Origin of the sequence: Methanoculleus sp. (genome assembly GCF_036677455.1) — an archaeon.
GTDB lineage: Archaea > Halobacteriota > Methanomicrobia > Methanomicrobiales > Methanoculleaceae > Methanoculleus.
In genome coordinates this window covers 1-20,319 of the sequence record NZ_JAVBWL010000050.1, presented here as the reverse complement: position 1 = coordinate 20,319, position 20,319 = coordinate 1, and the positions used below count along the sequence as shown (strand labels likewise).

The window sequence follows — 20,319 nt, the reverse complement described above, 5'->3', positions numbered from 1 at the left end:
TGACTCCGACACCGACGATGAACGTGACTCCGACACCGACGATGAACGTGACTCCGACACCGACGATGAACGTGACTCCGACACCGACGATGAACGTGACCCCGACGCCGACGATGAACGTGACTCCGACACCGACGATGAACGTGACCCCGACACCGACGATGAACGTGACCCCGACACCGACGATGAACGTGACCCCGACGCCGACGATGAACGTGACCCCGACACCGACGATGAACGTGACCCCGACACCGACGATGAACGTGACCCCGACACCGACGATGAACGTGACCCCGACACCGACGACGACGCCGGTGACGCCGGGGGAGGCGAGCATAGAGCTCGAGCTCTATGAGGGCTGGAACTTCGTCTCTATCCCGCGACCGCTCTCTAGCGGCAACAACACCGTGGCAGCGGTCTTCGGCGATGTCGACACCGGCGGCCGACCGGTCTACACCTTCACCTCGGCGAGCGGCTTCACTCCTCTGGGCGATAACGAGACCCTGGAAGTCCTTGAAGGATACTGGGTCTACTCGGCCGAGGATATGACACTGCAGCTGAACCTCAGCACCAATCCGATGAGGGCTCCTGCAGTGCGGACGCTCAGTCCGGGCTGGAACGCCATCGGCTACTCCGACCTGACCGAACGGACTGCGGATGAGACGCTCACGTCGGTAGAAGACGTCTGGGTTCTTGTCGTCGGCTTCGACGCAGAGAACCAGGCCTACCGGCCGGCGCTCATCAACAACGTGACCGGGGCGCAGGGCGAGAACCAGAACCTCTCACCGACCGAGGGCTACTGGCTCTTCATGACCGAGGATGGCAGACTGGCTGCCATCAGCGCCTAACCTTTTTTTCCTGTTCTCTCGTGCTTCGTTCCAGACAACAGGGTCGCGGATTGAGTGGAGCGTCCGGGAGCAGAAGGATGAAAAATTGGTCTTTTGAGGAGAGTGGTCCGGCATGAAGGAGAACCCCGGGGGTGGGGAGCGTCGGGAAGGTCTCCGGCGCTGCCGTGCGTCCACCCTTCCTGTGGGGGGCACTCACTTCGGCGTTGCCTTATACTCCTGCATCAGGGCGTCGCCGTACGCCGCTTTCTTCTTCGTCGGGATGTAGTTGAACTCGCTCGCCCACTTGAGCAGCTCTTCGCGGATGGCGGCGTCGTTTGGGAGGTTCAGGTCCCGCACGCCGGCGACGATGAACTCGAGCTGGTTGATACCGGTCGCTTTCCCGTCCACGAGGACGGTCTTGATCTTGATCTTATCCGGCGGGACCCCGCCGCAGATGTTGCAGTAGTCCCCGTCTTTGTCGTTCGTCACGCCCATCACTCCCGGATCATCGTCAGCGACATCTTGAACCGGGTTATGGCCGAGAGGGCGTGGGGGACGTTCGCCGGGAAGATGATCGTCTCCCCTGTCTTCATCTGGAGCGTCTCGCCCGCGATCCAGACCTCGCACTCCCCGTCGAGGATCGTCACCACCGCGTCGTAGGGCGCGGTATGCTCCGAGAGCCCCTCGTCCTCGTCGAACGAGAAGAGGGTGATGCTCCCCGCCCGGTTGTTGATGATCATCCTGCTCGCCACGGTCCCGTCCTGGTAACCGACGAGTTCCTCTAACCGGAGGACTTTCCCCTGTAAGTCTGCACGATTCTCTTTAGCCATGGTATACCAACCTCTTCTTTACTCTGATGCCCTTCGCATATGTACTCTTCTCATCTTCCCCGCCCATACACAAGCGCCCCATCCACCGGGCAGGCATCCGTGCACCGGCCGCAGAGGTAGCACTCCCCGAGACGGTGATCGGGCTTCGCCGCTCCGGTCGGGCATGCCCGCTCGCACTTCCGGCAGTTGATGCAGGCGTCCGTCCGCCGGAGCCGGTAGAGGGCCCTTGACGCCGCAGGGGCGAGGAGGGCGCCGTATGGGCAGACGTAGCGGCAGAACGGCCGGTAGACGACGGCGGAGAGGAGGACGACTCCGAGGAAGACGAAGAACGACGCGCTCGCGATCGCCAGGTTGAAGAAGTCCGCGAGACCCATGAGCCCGAGGAGGTTTATCCCGAGCCCGAGGCCGGCGGCGAGGAAGACGACGAAGACGCCTGCCCTGACCGCCACCGGGACCCGGCTCTCGGCGCTGCCGTATTTCTTCACCGGCACGAGGTGCATGACTTCCTGGACGGCGCCCGCCGGGCAGATCTGCCCGCAGATGATCCGGCCGAAGACGAAGGCGAGGACGATGAAGGCGAGCGTCCCGATGAGTGCCATAGGGAGCGGCGCCCCGAGCACCGCCGCGTCCCGGAGGACGAGACCCTGCAACTGGTAGGGGAAGACCGGCGCAAAGACCAGGAACCCGAGGAAGACCGAGACCGCGAGGAACGGTAACGCGCGCCGCCGGGTGAACCGGCCCGAGTGCCAGAGCCAGGCAAGGGCGGCAAACGCGAGGAGGGCATAGATGGAGCCCACAGCAGGCGGGATTGACTCAACGACCATTGTCGCTCACAGCAGTCTCGTCCCGGTCGTCGGCTTCGGGACCTTCACCACGAGCACCCGGAAGGTGCCGTCGCTCTCGTTCGCCAGGAGGTGCGGGATCTTTGCCGGGCTTTCGACCAGGTGGTTCTTGCCGACCTCCGCGCGCTCGTCGCCGATCTCGACGATCCCCGTCCCCTCGAGGACGTAGAAGAAGACGTCCACCGGGGTGATGTGCTTCTTGAGCGACTCTCCCGGCGCAAGCGTGATCACCACCACGTTCGCGTGCTCGGTGTCGTAGATCTTCCGGGCGTCGACATGGTGCGGGGTTTCGCTGATCGGTACCTTTGCTACATCAACAATCTTCATATGATTCATCTCCAGACTTGCGTATCGCATTCATCCCTTATAATTCGTCCAGTAGTTCGCGAGGCTCTCCCGCCGCCGCCGCTCATGGCGCCGGGCCCGCATCTCCGGGAAGGTCGGCTCCGTGCTCTGGACCGCCGGGCAGTAGGGGCAGAGGGCGAACGCCACGTCGTCGGCCTTGTCCCTGACCGGGCAGAGGTAGGCCCCCTCCCATTCGTCGACGATCTGCCCGCCGGGAAACGGGGTGCCGACCGGGTGGGCGGGCTCGGCGAGGACAAACATCGTGAACCCGGAGAGGAGGTACTTCAGGTAGAGGTACTTCGGGTCCTTCTCCCGCGCCTTCTCGGTGCAGGCCTCCGCCACCATTGCGGCGTAGGCCGCGAGAGCCGGGCCCGGGGGGTCGTCGGATCCGCCGCCGTTCCGGGAGAGGAGGACCAGGCGGTGGTGCGCCCCGAAGATCTCCTCACGGGTGCTCTCGAGGAGCCGGTTGCGGTAGTCCTCAGGGAGGTTCGCGACCTTCCGCTCGAACCGGGCGTGCATCATCTCCAGGTCGTGCAGGTCAAACGCCTTCATCTCGTCGGCAATCACGCGGAGGAGGTCTCTCTTCGTCGCCGCCTCCTGCATCCGCCGGCACGCTCTCCTGATCGCCGCGACCGTTACCGTCTGCCCGTCCCCTGCCTCCTCCCCGTCGTCGGCGAAGGGGTCGATGATGAAGGAGCAGGCGTCGCCGGTCACGGCCCCGGGCGTCTCGCGGCCTTCCCGGCCGATGAGCCGCAGGATACGGTTCAGGATAGTCTCCAGCCGCATGGGTCTCACCAGAGTTTCCATACGATCATGAGACGCGGAGAGGTTTAATCATGATGTAACTTTCATAGTAACAACAGTCAACTACCCCGCCCTTCAGGGCGGGGCTTGTAACTACCCTCTTACGAGTGTGCTACATTCGGCTGGTTGACAGACAGCCTACCCAGGCAAGATATACCCGCTTGAGCGATGTTGCGAGCAGCATTGAGGTCAGCATGGAGTTGGAACCCACATTTTCGGCACCGGAACAACGAACCTTCCCGGTTTCCCTTGTAGGTATGCCCACACACGGAGCACTTCTGCGAGGTGTATCGGGCATCGATAAGGACAACCCGCTTCCCCAGGCCCTCGGCTTTGTACCGGAGGAACTGTTCGAGTTCGTAAAACGACCAGTTGTTCAGTTTCCGGTTGAACTCCGTACCTCTCCTCTTCTGAACCCGGATCTTCGAGAGGTCTTCGAGAGCGAAGACCGTGTACTCAGAGCTCACGATCTGCTTCGCGATGCAATGGTTGGTATCAGTCACAAACCGTCTTTCCCGTCCGGCCATTCTGCGGAGTTTCCGCTTTGCCGACCGGGTGCCTTTGGACTGCAACTCCTGACGGAGATGAGCATACTTCGACCGTACGCGCTTCACCTGTTTGGAGTTAAAAAAAGTGTTGTCGGAACAAACGGCAACATTCACGATCCCGCGGTCGATCCCGAGCACCTTAACCTCCTGCACTTTCTCCGCGTCAGGATGTTCCATCGAGATATGGAGATAGAACATCTTCTTCCTCCTGTCATAGGAGAGCGTCGAAGAAGTGACCTTCCAGGAAAGGTACTGGTGATGATACTCAGAGATCGAGAATGTTGCCTTGATCCGCCCCTTCATCGATGCAATGGTTGCAAAACCATGTATCAAGTTCACCGTGATGACCCGCTGGTTGTATCGCATAGCGGCGAGCGGTTTTCGTTCTGGTATGGTCTTACATTTGGTGGCTTTCAAGGCTTCGCAAGCGCAGTCTCGCGCACCCTGCACCAGAGAGGACGGAAGATCAGGAACAGTCTCACGAACACTCTTGTAAGTTGCCTTATGGTTCTCCACCTTATTCCACGTCTGGTTCTCAAACCCCCACTGTGCAGAGGCAGAGAACGCCGTGGAATAGGCTCGCATCGTATCGAGGAGAGCCGTGGACCCGCCATCGGGCAACAGAAGTTTGAACGTGATTGTTCTAATCACATTCATATATTGATCATGATAGCAGAAAGACATACCGGAGGTGACGGGCAATTCCTCCCCGGCCTAAAGGCCGGGGTCTCCTTGCCCATTTAGATGAACGGTCTCGTCCGGAACCTGACGACCCTCGGATTGACGGAGTACGAAGCCCGGGTCTATGCGGCCCTCGTCGGGATCGGCGAGGGGAGCGCCCGCCAGGTCCACGAGGCGAGCGGCGTCCCCCGGCCGCGGGTCTACGACATTGCCGAAGGGCTTGCGGCGCGGGGTTTCATCACGGTCCGGCGGGGGAACCCCTATCTCTACATCCCGGCCGAACCCGCCGTCGTCATCCGCCACTTAAAGAGCGCGGCCGATGCCGCGGCGACGGCGGCGGTGCAGGACCTGGAGGTCCTCTCGCTCGACGCCCGGTCGAAGAACTCGCCGATCTGGTACGTGCAGGGGGAGTGGAGCATCCGGCGCCATGCGGAGTCGCTTGCCAGCGGCGTCACCCGCGACCTTGCGGTCGTCTGCCTGGACTATGGCGAGATCGGTGAGTTCGCCCGGGTGATCGCCGATGCCTCAAAGGAGCATCCGGTGAGCGTCCTCCTCCCGAACGGGAAACGTGGGATCACAAAGCCGCTTGGAGATGCATCGCTCTACACCCCGAAACCGTTCTGCTCCTTCTTCCAGGAGAACGTCTTTGAGAAGGTCTACTGCGCCCCGATCTCGGTGGACGGGGCGGCGTTTTCGCTCGAGTACATCTTCATCGCCGATGACCGGGTCTGCATGATCGTCTACCGCGAGGACGGGGTGCGTAACGCCGTCGTGATCACCCTCCCGTTCATCACCTGCGTCCAGCGGCAGTTCGTCAACAGGATGATCGCGACCGCGGAGCGGATCGAGGGGCCGGCACGAGGAGAGGCAGGGGTGCGGCCCCCTTCGGCGTAACCCCTACCTGACGGAGTCGAGACGCCGGATATGATCCAGTCGTCGCTCTCCAGAGGAAAAAGGGTGCCGTCACTCCGGGGGATACACCTGTTCAGGCCCCTTCATACGGCCCTTCGCCCCGCGAGCGCCGGCGCCAGAGCAGCACGGCTGCCGCCAGGAGCACGATGCTCACCGCGGGGAAGGGCAGGTTTTCGGGACTCCGGGCGTAGGCGAGCCGTGTAATTTTTCAGAAAATTGTGTTTCTGGAGGTTTCCCTTCAGTTCGCGCTCAGGAAGAGCGAGGCATACCGCTCCGCAACCCGGGAATCAACCGTAGGCTTCTCATCGTCCAGCCACTCGTAGAACCCCGACATATAGGGCGCAGGCGTCCGCTTACCCTGAAACACCAGGTCTCCGGCGGCGTCCCGGATGAGTTTCAGGTACTCCTCCTTTCCTTTCAACTTGAAGTATATGACGGGCGTGTACGCGGGGATATCAAACGCGATCACCACCCTGCTGAACCGGTGTTTTATATCGTCGGCAGACAGGACGGTATCGTTTATCCTGATCTTTTTGTCGCGCAGCACCGCTTTGATGCCGGCCTCTCCCAGCGTGCCCAGCATGATCTTTTTTGAGAGCGAGTTGATGGCCGACGAGATTGCAGCAATCCCATCATCCCTGCAGGAGAGCAGGGTTCTGACGACCGCATCCCTGTTGCGGTCGTGGATCTCTTTGTAGTCGAAGGTTCTCCCGGGGTGAATACTGGTGAGGTCGATCCGTTTCGGATGAGGGGCAGGTTTTTCCGGGCGCCTTCGCAGCGACCCCTCGTAGATGAGGGTTCGTATCTCCTCGATGGGGTTCGTGATCAGGATGAGGCTCTCGGGCATCTCTGCAATCTTGAGGATGCTGTTGTACCCGGAGACGTCCACCGATGAGACCAGGACGAAGGGCACGGTCTCCTGCCCGAGCAGCGAGGCCAGCAGCCTTTTCTTATAGCGGATCTCCTCATGAAATCTCTCCAGTTCCATCGCTGTGGTGATCACCTCGATAAAGCCCATGTTTCCGCGGTCGTCCACGAACAGGAGATCCATCTCGGCGATGTTCTGTCCGTTTCCCCTGACGGTCAGGCTCCCTCGCTCCGAATAATAAAGCCCGTTCTGTCCTGGACGCATCCCGGCAGGGTGTGCCCGTGCATCGGCGCCCTTTCCTACGATGGCGTGTATCCGGTCGGTCTCAAGAGAGAGAGCCAGCATGACCTCATACACGATGAACTCGTACCAGAACCCCTCGGACGTGCGCTGGAGCACGTAGTCGTCGGAGAAGAGGGCCTGCCTTTCAGTAAAACCGAGATGGCGAAGGGCTCTTTGTGCAACCTCTTCGTCGAAGAAGTCCCGGGGAAAATGCCCCTCAAGCCAGTCCAGGGCACCCGTGCTCATATGGTAGGATGCGCCCGGAGGTATATTACCATTTTCGTCTGGCCGGCCTCTGGCAGGAGAGGTATAGAAGAGAATTGCTGGTAACCCATTCTCCTCATGGGTTAGAAGCCCCTCTCTTCACCTTCTCTTACCCGTACCTCTTTTACGCCCATCTGATCCCGGGCGTTGCTGTATGCTCCGGGGATGGCCCCCGGATCTGACAGTTCCAACACCAACGTCGTTATACCCTTCTCATCGCGGGTCTCTCCAGCGGTGTGGATGGTGGAGAAAGACCCGCAGGCCTTCCCGCCTCTCACAACCCCAGTTTCGTCCGCTTCGCCTCGATATGCCCGAGCATCCCCTCCGCCGCCTCTCTCGCGTCCGTCTCGACGTGGAGCACCCCGCCCGTGATGCCGGGGAGGTCCTCGGTGAGGAGTTTGACCAGGTCCGGCCCCCCGGTCACGGTCGGGACCGGGTTGACGTAGGTGTAGACGCCGAGCGCGAGCGCGAAGAGGGCGTCGATCGTCGCTTTCTGCTCCATGTACTCCGGGGCGGCGACGGCGACCGGGAGGTCGGGGATGGGGACGCCGCCGAGGGCGTCGGAGACCGAGAGGAGGAGGTCGGCACACCGGCCCGTGTCGGTGCAGGTCCCAAACCCGAGGACCGGCGGCACCCCGAGCGCCGTGCAGAGGCCCTTGAGCCCCGGCCCGGCCTTCTCCTTCGCCTCCGGGGAGCAGAGCCCGGCGACCTGGAGCGCGGCGACGCCGCATCCCATCCCGAGGACCAGGATGTCGCGGGCGATCAGGTTCTCTGCGACCGCAACGGTGTGGACGTCCTGCCCGGAGTCGCGCAGCGTGGTGCAGGAGACGAGCCCGACGATGCCCCGGATGGTCCCGTCCTTGATCGCCCCGAGCAGCGGGTCGAGGCTCCCCCCAAGCGCCGCGACGATGCTCTCTGGGGCGAACCCGACCACCGCCTCCCGCACGGGAAGGCCCCGGATCGGCTCGATCTTCGCGTGCCGCTCCTTGAAGTTCTCGATCCCCATCGAGAGGAGCGTCGCCGCCTGATCCTTTGCCTCCTCGGGGACATACTCGAGCCGCTCGGTCCCGCCCTCAAAGACCACGACCTCGCTGACCGGGATCAGCTTGAAGTGGTACTTCTCGGCGTAGAGGGGGTCGAGCGGGAGCGAGCAGTTCATGTCGGCCGCAAAGACATCCACCGCCCCGGTGGCGAGGACCGCCTCCTGCATGATCCAGTTCCCTGTGTAGCCGTAGAAGACGTCGTCCATCTCCCGCCGCTGGATCAGTTCCTGCCCGGTCTCGATGTTCGCGATTACCCGCAGACCCTTCGCCCCCGCATCCTTTGCCTTCTGCTGCCACTCGCCGGTGCGGGCGAGGTCGATGAGGGCGAACCCGAGGAAGGGCTCGTGGCCGTTCGGGAGGATGTTGACGTAGTCGGGGTCGAGCACCCCGAGGTCGACCCGCATGGGGTGCGGTTGCGGGATGCCGTAGAGGATGTCCTGGATGTATTCAAGCACGATCTGGCTCTGGTAGGCCATCGCGACCCCGAGGCGCATCGCCCGCATGGCGTGGCTCGCGTACCACCCGTCGACGTTCGTGAGGCTCGCCGCAGTAACGACGATCGTCTCGCCCGTGATCCCGCCCGGGAAGAGCCCAAGTTGTTTCCAGACCTCTTTTCGCTCCTCTGGGGCGAGCCGCTCGACGATCTGGCTCGGCTCGTAGGTGAACCGGTGGAAGTCCTCCTCGACGAAGTCGCAGAGCCGGAGCGCGACCTCGGCGTCGCTCCCGCTCGTGTCGATGCCGAGCCGTCCTGCAAACGTCCGGAGTTTCTCCGGCGCGGCGATCGAGAACGGGGTCTTCCCCTCTGCAGTCGCCCGGAGGGTCCGGACTGCCTGCTGGGCGTGGAAGTGGTAGTTCGACGCGCCCATGACGTTTCTGAGCAGCATCATCCGCATCGCCATCCCGTCGGCGTTGATCCCGCAGACACCCCGGTGGTTCCGGCTTGCGTCGGCCCGGCAGGGGCCGTTCGAGCAGAAGTCGCACCGGGCGCCCGCCTGGCAGAAGCCGCACCGCTTGTCGGGGTCATTGCCGAGACCCTGGGCCTCGTAGCGGTCCCAGACATTCGACATGCCGTCCTTCTTGAGCCGTTCGTAGGCGGTCCGGACCGAGTCGTGGTAGGATATCCTGTTGCTCTCCATGGTCATGGGGGAGTGACCGCATCGGAGTTGTAAAATAGTATCGGTGCCGCCTATCCCTCTTCGATATACCGCTTCAGCGCCACGGCGTTGTTGTGCTCCTCGTCCTTTGCGGCGTAGAGGAGCGTGACGGTCCCCGCGCCTGCCTCCTGCCGGAGTTGGGCGAGCAGTTCCTCCTTCCCCTCGACCTCGGCCCGGTAGCGCCGGAGAAACTCTTCCCACCGCTCGGGATCGTGCCCGAACCACTTCCGCAGTTCGTTCGTCGGTGCAAGGTCCTTCTCCCACCGGTCGAGGTTTGCCTCCTCCTTCGAGACGCCCCGGGGCCAGAGCCGGTCGACGAGGACCCGGGTCCCGTCGTCCTCCGAGGGCTCGGCGTAGATCCGTTTTGTGCGTAGCATACGACGGGGATATGGCGAGCCCCTACTTAACCCTGTCGGGGGAACCGGCCCCGCCCGGCAGAGGATTCCGGCCAACCCCGGTTTTCGGGGAGAACGCTATCGCCCTGCGAAAAGTTTATCTGGCTTCCTTCCATCCCCCCGCCCCGTATGGCACAACTGTCGAGACTCCTGATCCTCACCCTGGTGATAGGGTGTGTGGCTCTCTTCTCCGGGGCGGTCGCCCAGGAGTATGGGAGCGCCCAGACCCCGGCTGTGGCGACAGCCGGGAACGTGACCAATGAGACGAACGTCACCATCACGTCGCCGGAGGAAAACGCCAGCGTCGCGGCCGGAAACGTGACGGTTGATGTGAACCTGACGAACTTCACGCTGGTCGAGCCGACCGGGCAGCCGAACGCGCCGGGCGAAGGGCACCTGCACTACTACCTGGACGCCCCGATCCCGACGAACGCAAGCGCGCCTGCCATCCCGGCGACCGGCGGCTACGTCATCTCCACGAACCTCTCCTACACCTGGGAGAACGTGACGGCGGGCGAGCACAACTTCTCGGTCCAGGTGGTCAACAACGACCACACGCCGCTCATCCCGCTGGTCTTCGAGACAGTGAACGTCACCGTCGGCGGGAATGCGACCGGGAATGCGACGGGGAACGTGACCCCGGCATCGGCGGCGGCCGGGGGCGCGACGACGGTGGATCTCACCGCCCAGAACATTCAGTTTGACACAAGCACGATCACGGTGCCGGCGGGAGCGCAGGTGACGGTGAACTTCAACAACAAGGACTCCGGTATCCCGCACAACTTCGCCGTCTACGACAGCTCCCTCCGGTCGAAGCAGATCTTCGTCGGCGGTATCATCACCGGGCCTGCCGAGACCACCTACATCTTTACGGCCCCGTCCGAGCCAGGGCCCTACTACTTCCAGTGCGACATCCACCCCTCCATGAACGGTGATTTCATCGTGGAGTGATGCGGAGGACGGGATTACCCGTCACTCCTTCTTCGTGCAACCCGACAGACCGTGCTTCTGCAATCGGGCGCACATGCCGCTGACCGCCCGCTTCCGGCATGCCCCTTCGAGAAAAGATTAAGTCTCACAGCGTAGAGGAACGGCCCGTTATGGGAGGCAGGAGAAAAGAAGTGAAGATTGCACGGGTCCTCATCGCCATATCGGTGATCTTCGGGCTCTTTGCCGTTGTGACGCTCCTCGCTATCGTCGTCGGGGGCCTTCCCGCAAGGCCCGGCATCTCTCTGGTGGGGGCGCTTTTGCTTGCCGCAGTCAAGGTTGTCGGGATAGGGTTTGGGCTTGCGGCATACCGGACGATCGGCCGGGGCGATCTCCCCAGAGCCGGGAGGTACGCCCTCATCGCAAGCCTCCTCCCGCCGTTCGACCTGATCGCGCTCTTCGCCGGGCTGCTCGTCATCTTCTCGCACAGGGAGGGGGAGCAGGGTGATGGATAGCGGACAGGCACGGATCCCCCGGCGACCCGCTCTGCCTCCAGCATGGATGAGCACCCCCCTCCCACCGTGACCCCGGCCGATGGAGGGTAACATATAAATATCGTGTGCGGTATGGTCTCCCCCATGAGGCCCAACGTAATCCTTCTCGTGGCGCTCCTTGTCGTGAGCGCCGGAATCCTGGCAGCAGGATGCGTCTCGCCGGTGGGAAACGTCACCCAGCCGACGGCCCCACCGACCGGGACCGAGACCCCTTCCGTTACGGGGACGACCGCCGGAACCCCTGCCGCCACGGCGACAACGACAGCAGCGAACGTCACAACCGGGGCGACCACCGCAGCGGGCGGCCAGGCTACGACCGTGGATCTCACCGCCCAGAACATTGCCTTCGACAAGAGCACGATCACGGTGCCCGCGGGGGCGCAGGTGACAGTGAACTTCGACAACAAGGATAACGGCGTCCCGCACAACTTCGCGGTCTACACCGACTCCTCGGCGAGCCAGAACATCTTCAGGGGCGATACCGTCACCGGCCCGGCGACGACCACCTACACCTTCACGGCCCCGTCCGAGCCTGGGACCTACTTCTTCCGCTGCGACGTCCATCCCGAAGCGATGACCGGGGATTTCGTCGTGCAGTAACCGACCCGCCAGCGGGAGATCCGGGGGATCTCCCCATTCCTCGCTCCGGGTGCGCGATCCGGGGGATCGATCTCGGGGAGGTCGAGCCAGAGTCACGACCTGCCGTCCCGCCGGGGACTGGGGCCTCTCAAGAGCGGGCAGGACGGTCGTGCACGTATGCAACCCCCACGATGCCTCGCACTCCCGGTAGCCGGAAGGTATATATGATGCAGGCCCTAGCCCCCGCCCCGTATGAGACCTCATACACAGCGTATAGCCTTCCTTGTGATAGCGGTCTGCTTATGCCTCATCGGAGGCGTTGCAGCCCAGCAGGAAGGAGCGAACACCACTGCGTCGCCAGCGGCGACGACGTCTGCCGGTGGGGCGAATGTTTCCGACCTCACCAATGCGGGTGCCCCGCAGGCAACAAAGTTCGTAAACAACACCTCGGTAACGACGTTCGAAAATGTCTCCGGGTTCACTCCAGACGTGAGCCTGGAACTCGTGGCAGGGAACTTCACCACCGCACCGATGATGGCTACGGCGGCGCCGGGTGACGATACCGGCCGACTCTATGTCGTCGACCAGATCGGCGTGGTAAAGATCGTGGAGGCAAACGGGACCGTGCTCCCCGAGCCGTTCATGGACCTCCGGGATAAGATGGCAAACATCTCCGCGACCTACGATGAGCGCGGCCTGCTCTCCATCGCGTTCCACCCTGATTTCCAGCAGAACGGCAAGGTCTACGCCTTCTACAGCGCACCCTTGAGGCCGGAGGCCCCCGAGGGATGGAGCTGCACGAACCACATCTCCGAGTTCCAGGTCGACCCTGCAAACCCGAACACGGTGAACGTATCCTCTGAGAAGGTGCTGATGTACATCGACAAGTCGTACGAGAACCACAACGGCGGCGAGCTCGACTTCTCTCCCGTCGACGGCTACCTCTACATATCGGTCGGCGACATCGGTAAAGCAAATGATGTCGGGAACGGGCATACCCCCGGTATCGGGAACGCCCAGGACCTGACGAAGATCTACGGCAAGATCCTCCGGATCGACGTGGACAATGTCACCGGCGGGAACGTAACGATCCCGCAGAACATGACCGGGGCGGGGAACCAGACTGGCAACATGACCGGGATGATGAACCAGACCGGCAATGCGACCGTCAACCGGACGGCAAACCCGCCCGAGCCGACATGGACGACGTTTGCCGGGAGCCTCTACGGCATACCGCCCGACAACCCGTTTGCCAAGACTCAGCCTGAGATCCTTGATTCCTACGCCTATGACTCCGTTCCGCCCGAGATCTACGCCTACGGATTCCGCAACCCCGCTTACATGTCGTTTGATGCAGGAGGCAACCACGGGCTCTTTATATCGATGGCGGGCCAGGATCTCTTTGAGTCCGTTCTGGACGTTGTGAACGGCGGGAACTACGGCTGGAACATCCGTGAAGGCACCCACTGCTTCAATGCGAGCAACTCACTGCAGCCCCCGGCGAGCTGCAATGTGACCGGATACCAGGGCGAACCCCTGATCGGCCCCATCGTCGAGTACGGACATGACGTCGGCAACGTCATCGTCGGCGGGCAGGTCTACCGCGGCACGGAACTCCCGAACTTCACCGGGAAGTTCGTCTTCGGCTCCTGGAGCTCACCCAACAACTACGTGACGCCCAATGGCACGCTCTTTGTGGCCACGCCCCCGAGCAGCGGGAACGAGAGTATGCTCCCCGCCTCGGCGGAGAACCTCACACCGCAGGACAACGCCATGTGGTCTCTCCAGAAGATGAACGTTGTCGGCCCGCCCAACAACGGGACTTCGCTTGGCCTGTTCGTCCGTTCAATCAGTCAGGACAACGGTAACGAGCTCTACCTGCTGACCAACACCGTCGGCGGTCCTGACAACACCACCAGCACAGGCAGCCTCTGGAAGTTCGTGCCGCCGCAGAATGCGACGGCCGGAAACGCAACGACGACCACAACAGGAAACCAGACCGGGTACACAACAGGGAACCAGACCGGGTACACAACAGGAAACCAGACTGGCGCTGGTGCTGCAGGCGGAGGGATGGGAGCGGGGGCCACCCCCTCCTCTTCTTCGCCCGCGGCGCCCGACCATGGCCAGGTCAGCCAGATCTGGGGTCTCCTCCAGCCACCCGCCAGTGACCTGACCGTCTGGGAACTCCTCCAGGTGACTGAGGGGGCCATTCCCTTCGAGGAGACACCCGTCTACGGCAACTTCACGACCTTCATCGCTCTCCTCCAGACGACCGGGGTGGACCGGCTCCTCCAGAGCAACGAGTCATACACCGTCTTTGCCCCGACCGACGTGGCGTTCGCAGACCTTCCCCCCGGCGAGCAGAGTGCTCTGCTCGGGACGGCGGGCAGCCAGGCCGGGACGGTCAACCGCACCGCGATCGCCCTGAACCATATCGTGCCGGGATCGTATACCGCGAATGCTCTCCGTAACGAGATCACGCTCGCCACCCTTGCCGGGAACAACCTCACCGTGAATGCAACCGGCGACGAGACCCGGGTCGACAACGCCACGATCATCATCCCCGATCTCGCCGCTAAGAATGGAGTCATCCAGGGTATCGACCGGGTGCTGCTCCCGACCGACACGGGCGAGGCACTAAACCCCTCCTGACCGCGCCGCACGGTCCTGCAACCGCCACGTAATGGCGAGAGGAGCATCCGCCCGGTAAAACCGCGTAATGCCTGGTTCTTTTTGGCGAATGCATCGCTGTAGATTGCTCTCCAACGACCGGTTCTCTTCCTCCCGCCAGGGCATCCAGGATAGTTCATCCCGGTGATTGCAGCCCCGGTCTCATACTATCCCTTGCGAACTTCTTCGTAGATCCTCCAATTCGCACTGCCGCCTCCATAACAAGTATCATCTACGTTGTTAGCGGCCTTCTGCCGGAAACACGGGGAGACTCTGGAGAAGAACGATCTCCCCGGATCTCCCCATTCCTCGCTCCGGGTGCTGCCCGGGATAACCTTTATATGTCGGGCTCCCCATGCCCGCCCGTTGGAGGCATGAATCATGCAGGCCGGGGGAACGCCGCCAGTACCTGATGAGTACGATACTCGCGGCGATATCAAGAAGATCGCCGGGATCCTGGTCGCGCTTGCGCTCTTCATCATCGTCCTCTACGCCTACATCATACCCCTGCAGGGCGGGCTCATATCCTCGACGGTGGTACGTTCCAGCGACCTTTTGGGGGCGGAGCCGCAGTTCCAGGAGCAGATGCCCATCCAGGAGGTCGACCTCGGGGCTTCCGGCCGGTCGATCTTCATCGCGTTCGTGATGCTCACCCACATCCTCTTTGCGAACCTGCACCTCGGGGGCGCCTGGGTCCTCCTCTCGCTCGTCATCCTCTACCTCCTCTCCAGACAGGAGCGCTACAGCCGTCTCGGAAAATCGGTCGCGCTCTTCAACGTCATCCTCTTCTCGGCCGGGGCGACGCTCGCGGCAACCGGGGTCATGTTCTTCATCGCGCTCTACCCGACGTTCGCCACGCAGGGATTTCACATCTACTGGTGGCCGCTCCTCGTTGAGGCAATCCTCTTCGGGGTCGAGATCTTCTTCGTTTACACCCTCTGGTTCACCTGGTCCCGGATTGGGGCGGCCTGGCACGTCTTCCTCGCCGTCGGCTACCCGGTCTCGATCTACCTGCAGACCCTCGCCATCGACACCTTCGTATCGGGGATGCTGACACCGGGCGCGAAGACCATCACCTGGGGAGCGCCCGGTCTTCTCGGCATGCCCTGGGCCGAGTACATGCAGTGGTGGTTCAACCCCACGCTCTGGCCGCTCCAGTCTCACCGGGTCGCTGCCGCGATCTCCTTCTTCGGGTTCCTGCTCGCGTTCCTCGCGATGCTCCATTTCCGCGACCGGACCGATCCGCCGTCGAAGAGGTACTGGGACTGGGTGGGCTCCTTCGGCATCCTCTGGGGGCTCGCTGGCCTCATCGCCCAACCGCTCCTCGGCCTGTGGTATATGTACACGATATTCGCCCACCAGAACCAGGCTTTCACCAACATCATGACCGGGCCGCGGGCCTGGGAGATGCTCATGATGGTCGGCCTGCTCTCGCTCCTCATCGTCACCGTCTCGGTCTACTTCGTCGAGCGACGGGAGCGCCTCCTGGTCCGGCTCGGGCGACACGACATCAGGACCCTCTTTCGGGCGTTCGCCCTCATCGCCGGGGTGGCGGGGCTCGTCCTCGTCCAGCCGGCGTGGCTTGGGGGGATCATGAAGTTCGACGCCGGGACCTGGCTCAATCCGCTTGGGATCATGTACTACAAGCACATCGCCCTCCTCGTCCTGATAGCCGTCGGGGCAATCATCGTCGGTATCGACCTCCTGGTTCTCCGCGGGCGCCGGGACGAGGAATGGGGCAACCTCTCCCGGGCGTCGCGTATGGCAGCGCTCATCGCCGGTGCGCTCGGCACCTGGATCGTCATCGTCATGGGGTATGTCCGGGAGTCGGCGCGTTCCCCGTGGCTGTTCTATAAGATCGTCCCCGTGCCCGGGGGGCAGACCTACCCGACGCCGGTGCCGGCCCACCAGATCTTCGTGCTCTGGCTGATCATCCTCGGGCTGATCTTCGCGATCTTCTGGTTCACGTCCCGGGTGACGTCTTATCACCCGGAGCGGGAGGAGGAGGTATGAGCCGGAGACGGGACCGGGCGCTGACCTACGTCATGTGGGTCGCGATCGCGGTCTACATCGGGGTCGCGATCTACGTCTTCTGGCACTTTGGGTTCACGAAACTCCCCCCACCGTTTTAGAGGAGGTACGGGTATGGTTACATGGGAAACAAGAACGGCGGAAGAGGGATCCGGGAGAAGACTGCGCCTCATATCCGCGATCATCGTGGCGGTCGTAGCCTACCTCATCTTTCTCGCGGTCGTCATCGTTCCGCTCCAGGGCGGGACGATACCCTCGACAACCATCCTTGCGAACAATCTCAGCGAGAGCACCGCAGACTACGCCACGTCCGGCATACCCATCCAGAGCGTCGGGGATATAAGCCGATCCGCCGTCATCGCGTTTACCATGCTGATCCACGTCGTCTTTGCGAACCTGCACGTCGGGGGCGCCTGGGTCATCGCGGTCACTGCGCTTCTCTACTTCCGCTACCGGCGCATGCGCTACAGGAACCTGGCCCGGTCGCTCACGCTCTTTGTCCTCATCCTCTTCTCGGCGGGATCGACGTTTGCGGCGGGGGGGATGATGGCCTTCATCGCGCTCTTCCCGGACCTCTCCATGAACGTCTTCCACCTCTACTGGTGGCCGATCTTCGCGTATTTCATCCTCTATGGGGTCATCATCCTCCTGCTCTTCACCTTCTGGTTCGCCTGGGACCGGGTAAGGCCCGGCGTGCACCTCGCGCTCGGGTTCGGCTACGCGGTCGGCGTCTTTGTCCAGACCGTCACCATCGATACCCTCGCCGCCGGTATGCTGACGCCGGGTGTCGCGTCGTTCTCCTTTACCGAATCAGGGCTGCTCCCGATGACGTTTGACCAGGCGATGGCGCTCTGGTTCAACCCGACCCTCTGGGAACTCACCTTCCACCGGGTTGCTGCCGCCATCGCCTTCTTCGGGTTCCTGATCACGACCCTTGCGACCATCCATTACATCGACCAGAAAGACTTCGCTGCAAAGAAGCAGTGGGACTGGGTGGCGGCCTACGGGATCGCCTGGGGACTCTTCGGGCTGATCATGCAGCCGATCCTCGGGCAGGTGTACATGACCGCGATCCAGGTGAACGCGCCCTCCGCCTTCATGATGATCATGCACGGTCCCCGGGCCTGGGAGATGCTCATGATGGTGACGCTTCTTACCGGGCTCTTTTTGACCATCGGGACCTACTTCCTCACCCGGCGGGACCAGCTCCTCTCCCGGCCCGAGAACCGCACCATCCGGACGATCTTCAAGGGGTTCCTGGTCATGACCGCCGTCGCCGGGTTCATCCTCGTCCAGCCCGCCTGGCTCGGGACGCTCTTCATCGACGATCCCGGGGCCTGGATCAACCCGATCGGCGGGATGCCGCTGAAGTACGTCGCTCTCTTCGTCATGGCGGCGATCGGTGCCGCGATCGTCATGCTCGACATCATTGTCCTGACGAGCGAGGAGAAGGAGGGACAGTGGGGATACCTCACCCGGGGTTCGCTCCTTGCCGCCTTCACGGCCGGTATCCTCGGGACGGCGATCGTGAACGTGATGGGGTTCGTGCGGGAGTCGGCACGCGCACCCTGGACGTTCTACCAGATCATCCCCGTCCCGGGCGGCCAGGCCTACGCGACCCCCCTCCCTCTGCCGGTGATCGCCGGGGTCTGGGCGATCGTCCTCGTGCTCTCGTGGGCGATCTTCTGGTACGTCGCGAAGGTGACGGCATACCACCCGACGGACGAAGACTCCGTCTGACCGGTTCCGGGGTAACCTTTATCCCTCCAGATACCATGTCCGGGCTCGCATGACAAAAGTTACCCTTGTCATAGCATCCCTCCTCCTGGTTCTTGCGCTCGTCGCGGGTGCGGGGGCGCAGGTGGTGGGATCGAGCAATGTCAGCGGCACCAACGAGAGTTCAACCCGGACGACCGGAAACGCAACAGACCTCACGAACGCCGCATCGCCGCTTGCCGCGACGTTCGAGAATAACGCGTCCCATACGAAACTGACGCCGATCCCGAATTTTGAGGCCATCATCGGCCTTGAACTCGTCGCAGGGAACTTCACCTCGCCCATGATGGTCGCGTCGCCCGACGACGGGACCGGGCGGCTCTTCGTCGTGGACCAGATCGGTCTCGTGAAGATCGTCGATCAGAACGGGACCGTGCTCCCCGAGCCGTTCATGGACCTCCGGGACAACCTCGTCGGCATCAGCCCGACTTACGACGAGCGCGGCCTGCTCTCCATCGCGTTCCACCCGAACTTCGCGGAGAACGGCAAGGTCTACGCCTTCTACAGCGCGCCCTTGAGACCGGAAGCTCCCGAGGGATGGAGCTGCACGAATCACATCTCCGAGTTCCAGGTCGACCCTGAAAACCCGAACACGGTGAACATGACCTCTGAGAAGGTCCTGATGTACATCGACAAGCCCTACCAGAACCACAACGGCGGCCAGCTCGCCTTCAGCCCCGCCGACGGCTACCTCTACATATCGCTTGGGGACGGCGGGAAGGCGGACGATGTCGGGAACGGGCATACCCCCGGTATCGGGAACGCCCAGGACCTGACGAAGATCTACGGCAAGATTCTCCGGATTGATGTGGACAGCACCGCCACCGGGGGGATGCCCCTGCCGACCATGACCTCGGCGGCGAACCAGACCGGAAACGTGAGCGTCAACCGGACGGCAAACCCGCCCGAGCCGACGTGGACGACGTTTGCCGGCAGCCTCTACGGCATCCCATCCGACAACCCGTTCGTGGGGGTCCAGCCTGAGATCCTTGATTCCTACGCCTACACGACGGTCCCGACCGAGATCTACGCCTACGGATTCCGCAACCCTGCCTACATGGCCTTTGACTCCGGCAGCAGCAACGCGCTCTTCGTCGCCGATGCGGGCCAGAACCTCTTTGAGGAGGTAGACGTCGTCACGAAGGGCGGGAACTACGGCTGGCACATCCGCGAGGGCACGCACTGTTTCGACCCGAACGCCACCACGGCCCCCGGTGCGTCCTGTAACGCCACCGGGCTCCAGGGCGTGCCCCTGATCGGCCCCATCTTCGAGGGCGGCCATGACCTCGGCGTCGTCGTCGTCGGCGGCAACATGTACCGCGGGACGGCCGATGTCGGGCTCCAGGGCAGGTACCTCTTCGGCTACTGGAGCGACAGCCGGACGGTAGGGAACGGCACCCTTCTCGCCGCGACACCCCCGACGGGGTGGGCCGAGGGAGCGCTGCCGTCGACTGCTGCGAGCCTGACGCCTGACGAGAACGCCATGTGGGAAGCCCAGACGGTGAACATCACCGCCCGGAACAACGAGACGCTGGGCGCGTTCCTGCGCGGGTTCGGCGAGGACGCCAGCCAGGAGATGTATGTGCTGACGAACGACGTGGGAGGGCCTGACAACACCACCAGCACCGGCAAACTCTGGAAGATCGTGCCGCCCACCGCCGTCACGCCGGCCCCGACGACGGTGATGCCCGCGGTCGCGCAGACCCCGGCGCAGAACATGACCCAGAACCAGACCGGCGCCATGGTCGGGGGACAGGGGATGGGAGCGGGTGCGACCCTCCTCTCCTCCCTCTCCTCGCCGGATCCCGCCGAGAGTATCATGGAGGTCCTTGCATCGACCGAGACCAGCATCCCCCTCGAGGAGAACCCGGCGTTCGGGAACTTCACCCTGTTCACGGGCCTCCTTCAGTCGACGGGCGTCGCCGCGAGGCTTGAGGGTCCCGGACCGTATACGGTATTCGCCCCGACCGACGCCGCGTTCGAC

At 62.9% G+C, this 20,319-nt stretch carries 20 protein-coding genes; 10 read left to right on the top strand and 10 right to left on the bottom strand.

Annotated elements, in window-relative coordinates; all coding sequences use genetic code 11:
* Nucleotides 1-337, bottom strand: a 337-nt coding sequence (locus V6K60_RS11955) for a hypothetical protein (protein WP_332450752.1), incomplete at its 3' end; no start/stop codon positions are given.
* Here V6K60_RS11955 and V6K60_RS11950 point away from each other — a divergent pair.
* Nucleotides 288-848, top strand: coding sequence for a hypothetical protein (locus V6K60_RS11950; protein ID WP_332450751.1), 561 nt, complete (start codon nucleotides 288-290; stop codon nucleotides 846-848). The two genes, V6K60_RS11955 and V6K60_RS11950, sit on opposite strands and share 50 nt — an antisense overlap.
* 192 nt (nucleotides 849-1,040) lie before the next feature.
* On the opposite strand, the gene V6K60_RS11945 is transcribed toward V6K60_RS11950, so the two are convergent.
* From V6K60_RS11945 to V6K60_RS11920, 6 genes are all read right to left on the bottom strand, one after another.
* Nucleotides 1,041-1,322, bottom strand: a complete 282-nt coding sequence (locus tag V6K60_RS11945) for an NAC family transcription factor (protein ID WP_332450750.1) — start codon at nucleotides 1,320-1,322, stop codon at nucleotides 1,041-1,043.
* Nucleotides 1,322-1,657, bottom strand: coding sequence for a cupin domain-containing protein (locus tag V6K60_RS11940; RefSeq protein ID WP_332450749.1), 336 nt, complete (start codon nucleotides 1,655-1,657; stop codon nucleotides 1,322-1,324). Before V6K60_RS11940 ends, V6K60_RS11945 begins: the two co-directional genes overlap by 1 nt.
* Before the next feature lie 50 nt (nucleotides 1,658-1,707).
* Nucleotides 1,708-2,481 carry a 4Fe-4S binding protein gene (locus V6K60_RS11935; RefSeq protein ID WP_332450748.1) on the bottom strand — a complete coding sequence of 258 codons (774 nt, stop codon included), beginning with the start codon at nucleotides 2,479-2,481 and terminating at the stop codon, nucleotides 1,708-1,710.
* 6 nt (nucleotides 2,482-2,487) lie between these two features.
* Nucleotides 2,488-2,826, bottom strand: coding sequence for a cupin domain-containing protein (locus tag V6K60_RS11930; protein WP_332450747.1), 339 nt, complete (start codon nucleotides 2,824-2,826; stop codon nucleotides 2,488-2,490).
* 30 nt (nucleotides 2,827-2,856) lie between these two features.
* Nucleotides 2,857-3,630 (bottom strand): DUF2115 domain-containing protein, encoded by a 774-nt coding sequence (locus V6K60_RS11925; protein WP_332450746.1) that lies wholly within the window; start codon nucleotides 3,628-3,630, stop codon nucleotides 2,857-2,859.
* 119 nt (nucleotides 3,631-3,749) lie between these two features.
* A complete protein-coding gene (locus V6K60_RS11920) occupies nucleotides 3,750-4,847 on the bottom strand; it encodes an RNA-guided endonuclease InsQ/TnpB family protein (RefSeq protein WP_332450745.1) in 1,098 nt (365 codons plus the stop codon).
* A gap of 93 nt (nucleotides 4,848-4,940) precedes the next feature.
* On the opposite strand from V6K60_RS11920, the gene V6K60_RS11915 reads away from it, so the two are divergent.
* A complete protein-coding gene (locus V6K60_RS11915; protein WP_332450744.1) occupies nucleotides 4,941-5,771 on the top strand; it encodes a TrmB family transcriptional regulator in 831 nt (276 codons plus the stop codon).
* A gap of 256 nt (nucleotides 5,772-6,027) precedes the next feature.
* Here V6K60_RS11915 and V6K60_RS11910 read toward each other — a convergent pair whose 3' ends face one another.
* The 3 genes from V6K60_RS11910 to V6K60_RS11900 all read right to left on the bottom strand — a co-directional run bounded on the left by V6K60_RS11910 (nucleotide 6,028) and on the right by V6K60_RS11900 (nucleotide 9,777).
* Nucleotides 6,028-7,185: a hypothetical protein gene (locus tag V6K60_RS11910; RefSeq protein WP_332450743.1), complete on the bottom strand. Its 1,158-nt coding sequence runs from the start codon at nucleotides 7,183-7,185 to the stop codon at nucleotides 6,028-6,030.
* A gap of 292 nt (nucleotides 7,186-7,477) precedes the next feature.
* The gene (gene cooS, locus V6K60_RS11905) at nucleotides 7,478-9,388 is read right to left on the bottom strand and encodes an anaerobic carbon-monoxide dehydrogenase catalytic subunit (RefSeq protein ID WP_332450742.1); all 1,911 of its coding nucleotides are present in this window, start codon (nucleotides 9,386-9,388) and stop codon (nucleotides 7,478-7,480) included.
* A 44-nt stretch (nucleotides 9,389-9,432) separates the two neighbouring features.
* Nucleotides 9,433-9,777, bottom strand: coding sequence for a DUF488 domain-containing protein (locus tag V6K60_RS11900; protein ID WP_332450741.1), 345 nt, complete (start codon nucleotides 9,775-9,777; stop codon nucleotides 9,433-9,435).
* 147 nt (nucleotides 9,778-9,924) lie between these two features.
* On the opposite strand from V6K60_RS11900, the gene V6K60_RS11895 reads away from it, so the two are divergent.
* The 8 genes from V6K60_RS11895 to V6K60_RS11860 all read left to right on the top strand — a co-directional run.
* Nucleotides 9,925-10,746: a cupredoxin domain-containing protein gene (locus V6K60_RS11895; protein WP_332450740.1), complete on the top strand. Its 822-nt coding sequence runs from the start codon at nucleotides 9,925-9,927 to the stop codon at nucleotides 10,744-10,746.
* 149 nt (nucleotides 10,747-10,895) lie between these two features.
* Nucleotides 10,896-11,237, top strand: a complete 342-nt coding sequence (locus tag V6K60_RS11890) for a hypothetical protein (RefSeq protein WP_332450739.1) — start codon at nucleotides 10,896-10,898, stop codon at nucleotides 11,235-11,237.
* Between the two features lie 123 nt (nucleotides 11,238-11,360).
* Entirely contained in the window at nucleotides 11,361-11,876 is a 516-nt protein-coding gene (locus tag V6K60_RS11885; RefSeq protein ID WP_332450738.1) for a cupredoxin domain-containing protein, read from the top strand.
* Nucleotides 11,877-12,107: 231 nt separating this feature from the next.
* A complete protein-coding gene (locus V6K60_RS11880) occupies nucleotides 12,108-14,510 on the top strand; it encodes a fasciclin domain-containing protein (RefSeq protein ID WP_332450737.1) in 2,403 nt (800 codons plus the stop codon).
* Between the two features lie 399 nt (nucleotides 14,511-14,909).
* A complete protein-coding gene (locus V6K60_RS11875) occupies nucleotides 14,910-16,541 on the top strand; it encodes a cytochrome ubiquinol oxidase subunit I (protein ID WP_332450736.1) in 1,632 nt (543 codons plus the stop codon).
* Nucleotides 16,538-16,660 carry a hypothetical protein gene (locus V6K60_RS11870; RefSeq protein WP_332450735.1) on the top strand — a complete coding sequence of 41 codons (123 nt, stop codon included), beginning with the start codon at nucleotides 16,538-16,540 and terminating at the stop codon, nucleotides 16,658-16,660. Before V6K60_RS11875 ends, V6K60_RS11870 begins: the two co-directional genes overlap by 4 nt.
* A 13-nt stretch (nucleotides 16,661-16,673) precedes the next feature.
* Nucleotides 16,674-18,299 carry a cytochrome ubiquinol oxidase subunit I gene (locus V6K60_RS11865; protein WP_332450734.1) on the top strand — a complete coding sequence of 542 codons (1,626 nt, stop codon included), beginning with the start codon at nucleotides 16,674-16,676 and terminating at the stop codon, nucleotides 18,297-18,299.
* 49 nt (nucleotides 18,300-18,348) lie between these two features.
* The coding region (locus V6K60_RS11860) for a PQQ-dependent sugar dehydrogenase (RefSeq protein ID WP_332450733.1) at nucleotides 18,349-20,319 on the top strand (1,971 nt) is incomplete at its 3' end.

What these genes read in the sequence shown, in the direction of transcription:
- V6K60_RS11930 (WP_332450747.1), bottom strand. Translation starts at nt 2,826, where the DNA reads ATGAAGATTGTTGATGTAGCAAAGGTACCGATCAGCGAAACCCCGCAC.
- V6K60_RS11925 (WP_332450746.1), bottom strand. Translation starts at nt 3,630, where the DNA reads ATGCGGCTGGAGACTATCCTGAACCGTATCCTGCGGCTCATCGGCCGG.
- V6K60_RS11940 (WP_332450749.1), bottom strand. Translation starts at nt 1,657, where the DNA reads ATGGCTAAAGAGAATCGTGCAGACTTACAGGGGAAAGTCCTCCGGTTA.
- cooS (WP_332450742.1), bottom strand. Translation starts at nt 9,388, where the DNA reads ATGACCATGGAGAGCAACAGGATATCCTACCACGACTCGGTCCGGACC.
- V6K60_RS11875 (WP_332450736.1), top strand. Translation starts at nt 14,910, where the DNA reads ATGCAGGCCGGGGGAACGCCGCCAGTACCTGATGAGTACGATACTCGC.
- V6K60_RS11880 (WP_332450737.1), top strand. Translation starts at nt 12,108, where the DNA reads ATGAGACCTCATACACAGCGTATAGCCTTCCTTGTGATAGCGGTCTGC.
- V6K60_RS11900 (WP_332450741.1), bottom strand. Translation starts at nt 9,777, where the DNA reads ATGCTACGCACAAAACGGATCTACGCCGAGCCCTCGGAGGACGACGGG.
- V6K60_RS11895 (WP_332450740.1), top strand. Translation starts at nt 9,925, where the DNA reads ATGGCACAACTGTCGAGACTCCTGATCCTCACCCTGGTGATAGGGTGT.
- V6K60_RS11885 (WP_332450738.1), top strand. Translation starts at nt 11,361, where the DNA reads ATGAGGCCCAACGTAATCCTTCTCGTGGCGCTCCTTGTCGTGAGCGCC.
- V6K60_RS11870 (WP_332450735.1), top strand. Translation starts at nt 16,538, where the DNA reads ATGAGCCGGAGACGGGACCGGGCGCTGACCTACGTCATGTGGGTCGCG.
- V6K60_RS11915 (WP_332450744.1), top strand. Translation starts at nt 4,941, where the DNA reads ATGAACGGTCTCGTCCGGAACCTGACGACCCTCGGATTGACGGAGTAC.
- V6K60_RS11890 (WP_332450739.1), top strand. Translation starts at nt 10,896, where the DNA reads ATGGGAGGCAGGAGAAAAGAAGTGAAGATTGCACGGGTCCTCATCGCC.
- V6K60_RS11945 (WP_332450750.1), bottom strand. Translation starts at nt 1,322, where the DNA reads ATGGGCGTGACGAACGACAAAGACGGGGACTACTGCAACATCTGCGGC.
- V6K60_RS11910 (WP_332450743.1), bottom strand. Translation starts at nt 7,185, where the DNA reads ATGAGCACGGGTGCCCTGGACTGGCTTGAGGGGCATTTTCCCCGGGAC.
- V6K60_RS11935 (WP_332450748.1), bottom strand. Translation starts at nt 2,481, where the DNA reads ATGGTCGTTGAGTCAATCCCGCCTGCTGTGGGCTCCATCTATGCCCTC.
- V6K60_RS11865 (WP_332450734.1), top strand. Translation starts at nt 16,674, where the DNA reads ATGGTTACATGGGAAACAAGAACGGCGGAAGAGGGATCCGGGAGAAGA.